This window comes from Nocardiopsis chromatogenes YIM 90109, from assembly GCF_000341185.1.
GTDB lineage: Bacteria > Actinomycetota > Actinomycetes > Streptosporangiales > Streptosporangiaceae > Nocardiopsis_A > Nocardiopsis_A chromatogenes.
In genome coordinates this window covers 1-2,102 of sequence record NZ_ANBH01000050.1, presented here as the reverse complement: position 1 = coordinate 2,102, position 2,102 = coordinate 1, and the positions used below count along the sequence as shown (strand labels likewise).

Sequence of the window (2,102 nt, the reverse complement as noted above, 5' to 3'; positions counted from 1 at the left end):
GCGGCCGCCACGAGCGCGGGCGGCCACCCGCCCTCCCGGCCGCGCCGCCCACCCGGACCACGAGCGGCCCACCGCCCGGCAGGCAGGGCCCGGGAACCGCCCCGCTCATCCCGTCGCCGCCCTCTCCAGTGACCACGCACACGCCACGCGGACGACGACGCTGCCGGAAGGGCCGCCGACCTGCGTCGTCGCCGCCCTTCCTCACGCCCCGACGGCCCACCGCCCGGCCAGAGCGCGCGAGCGGGGCACCAGCCCAGCCGCCGCCTCCCGGACCACGGGAAACCCACCGCCCGGCAGGCAGGACCCGGGAACCGCCCGCCTCGGACCGTCACCGCCATCAACGGTGGCCACGTACACGCCGCAAGCCGACAACGCTGCAGGTTGAGGTAACGGCCTCTGTCGCCGGCCGCGGTGACCATCCGTACGGCACACGCCCGACAGCGCGGCGGGGCGGCCCGCCCCGGGGCCTACTCGCTGTTCTTCGGCTCAGGTTCCGGTGCCGGCGAGGACCGCCTCGCGGGCGTCATCCGGGTCGTCCTCGATGGTGATCACCTGGTCGATCCCGGCGATCACGAACAGGCGGTGCACGGTGCGCTGGGGGGCGGCCACGGCGAGGCCGATGCCGCGGTCGCGCGCCTGGCGGTAGGACTGGACCAGCACACCGATGCAGCGGGAGTCGCAGAAGCTCACCTTCGAGAAGTCGATGACGATCCCGCGCGGCGGCTCCCCGGCGGTCAGCAGGCCGTCGAGAACCTCCGCCAAGGCCGGTGAGGTGACAGCGTCCATGTCCCCCTCAGGGGCCACGACCACCGCGTCACCGTCCCTGCGGACCGGGATCTGAGACGGCACGCCCACACTCCTCGCTCGCGCCTGTCGTGGACTCCACCCGCCCCACACTAGCGCCCGCCCGGACGGCGAGACAGGCACGCCCGTCCACCGTCACCACACCGATACACCGCGTCGCTCAACGCCTCCCCGCCGTGCTCCCCGCCGTCCCCTCACCCTGCGCCGGGCCGTCGCTCACCGGGTGCGGCCGGGCGCCTCGGCGTTCTCGGCGACCAGGCGCCGGGCCACGTCGGCGACCTTCATCCGGTTGCGCTGCGCCACCCGGCGCAGCTCCTCGAACGCCTCGGCGGCGCCGCACCCGCGGGCGTGCATCATGATGCCCTTCGCCTGGTCGATGACGGCGCGGGCGGACATCGCCCTGCGCATGTGCGCCGCCTCGCGCGCCGCGTCCACGTACCGCCCCGCGCTGTGCAGCGCCATCGCCGCGTGCTCGGCCAGCAGTGCCACCAGCGGCGCCACCGCCTCCACGTCGAAGGCGTCACCGCGCCCCGAGTGCACCCCGAAGGTGACGACCTCCTCGTCGAACTGGCACGGGTAGGTGACCGAGGCGCGGTCCCCGCACTGCACCGCCGTGCTCAGGTAGTCCGGCCACCGGTCCTCGCGGAGCACGTCGCCCACGGTGACGGCGCGCATCTCCCGCACCGCCTCCACCGCGGGCCCCTGGTCGACGGTGTACTGCCGCTCCAGCGCCGTCGCCAGGTCCGAGTGGGAGGCGCCGTAGTCGACCACCACGTGACTGCCGCCCGCGCAGCGGGCGCCCTCCTCGTCCCCCGGCCGAACCGCGCGCCAGATCACCACCAGGGCCGCCGAACACCCGGGGACCCCCCGCGCCGCGGCCGCGCTCATCCGGTCCAGCGCCCGCTCGGGGCCGCTGCCCTCGGCCTGGCCGAGGGCGCCGATCTCGCGCGCGAGCCGCTCCACCCATGCGGGTGTGGCCGATTCGCCCACCGTGCGCCCCCTTCCGGCCGACCGCCCGACTCCACGGTAACCGCAGAACCCGGGGGGCCGCGCATGCGTTAGCGTCGGTAGGTGCCAGGCGGCGGCGCACCGCCGCCGACCGCACGATCATGCATTTCACAGGGGCTGGAGTCCGAGAGCGTGCCGGAGAACCTCGCCGATCTACAGCGTGAGATCGCGGAGCTGAACGAGCGGGCGGAGGCCCTGCGCGCGACCCTGGGCATGGATCCGGACGACGCGGCGGGCACCGCCGAGGCCGCCCTGGCCGAGCTGGCCTACGCCGGCACCCTGCTGCGCGA

2 protein-coding genes and 1 pseudogene are annotated in these 2,102 nt (G+C 75.4%); 1 reads left to right on the top strand and 2 read right to left on the bottom strand.

Features of this window, described 5'->3' with window-relative positions; genetic code table 11:
* Positions 1-486 precede the first annotated feature (486 nt).
* Positions 487-849, bottom strand: a complete 363-nt coding sequence (locus D476_RS0104850) for an STAS domain-containing protein (RefSeq protein WP_017622846.1) — start codon at positions 847-849, stop codon at positions 487-489.
* A gap of 171 nt (positions 850-1,020) precedes the next feature.
* Positions 1,021-1,794 carry a GAF and ANTAR domain-containing protein gene (locus D476_RS0104845; RefSeq protein WP_017622845.1) on the bottom strand — a complete coding sequence of 258 codons (774 nt, stop codon included), beginning with the start codon at positions 1,792-1,794 and terminating at the stop codon, positions 1,021-1,023.
* A gap of 150 nt (positions 1,795-1,944) precedes the next feature.
* Here D476_RS0104845 and D476_RS40225 point away from each other — a divergent pair.
* Positions 1,945-2,102, top strand: a pseudogene (locus tag D476_RS40225) (histidine kinase); the annotation flags it as partial.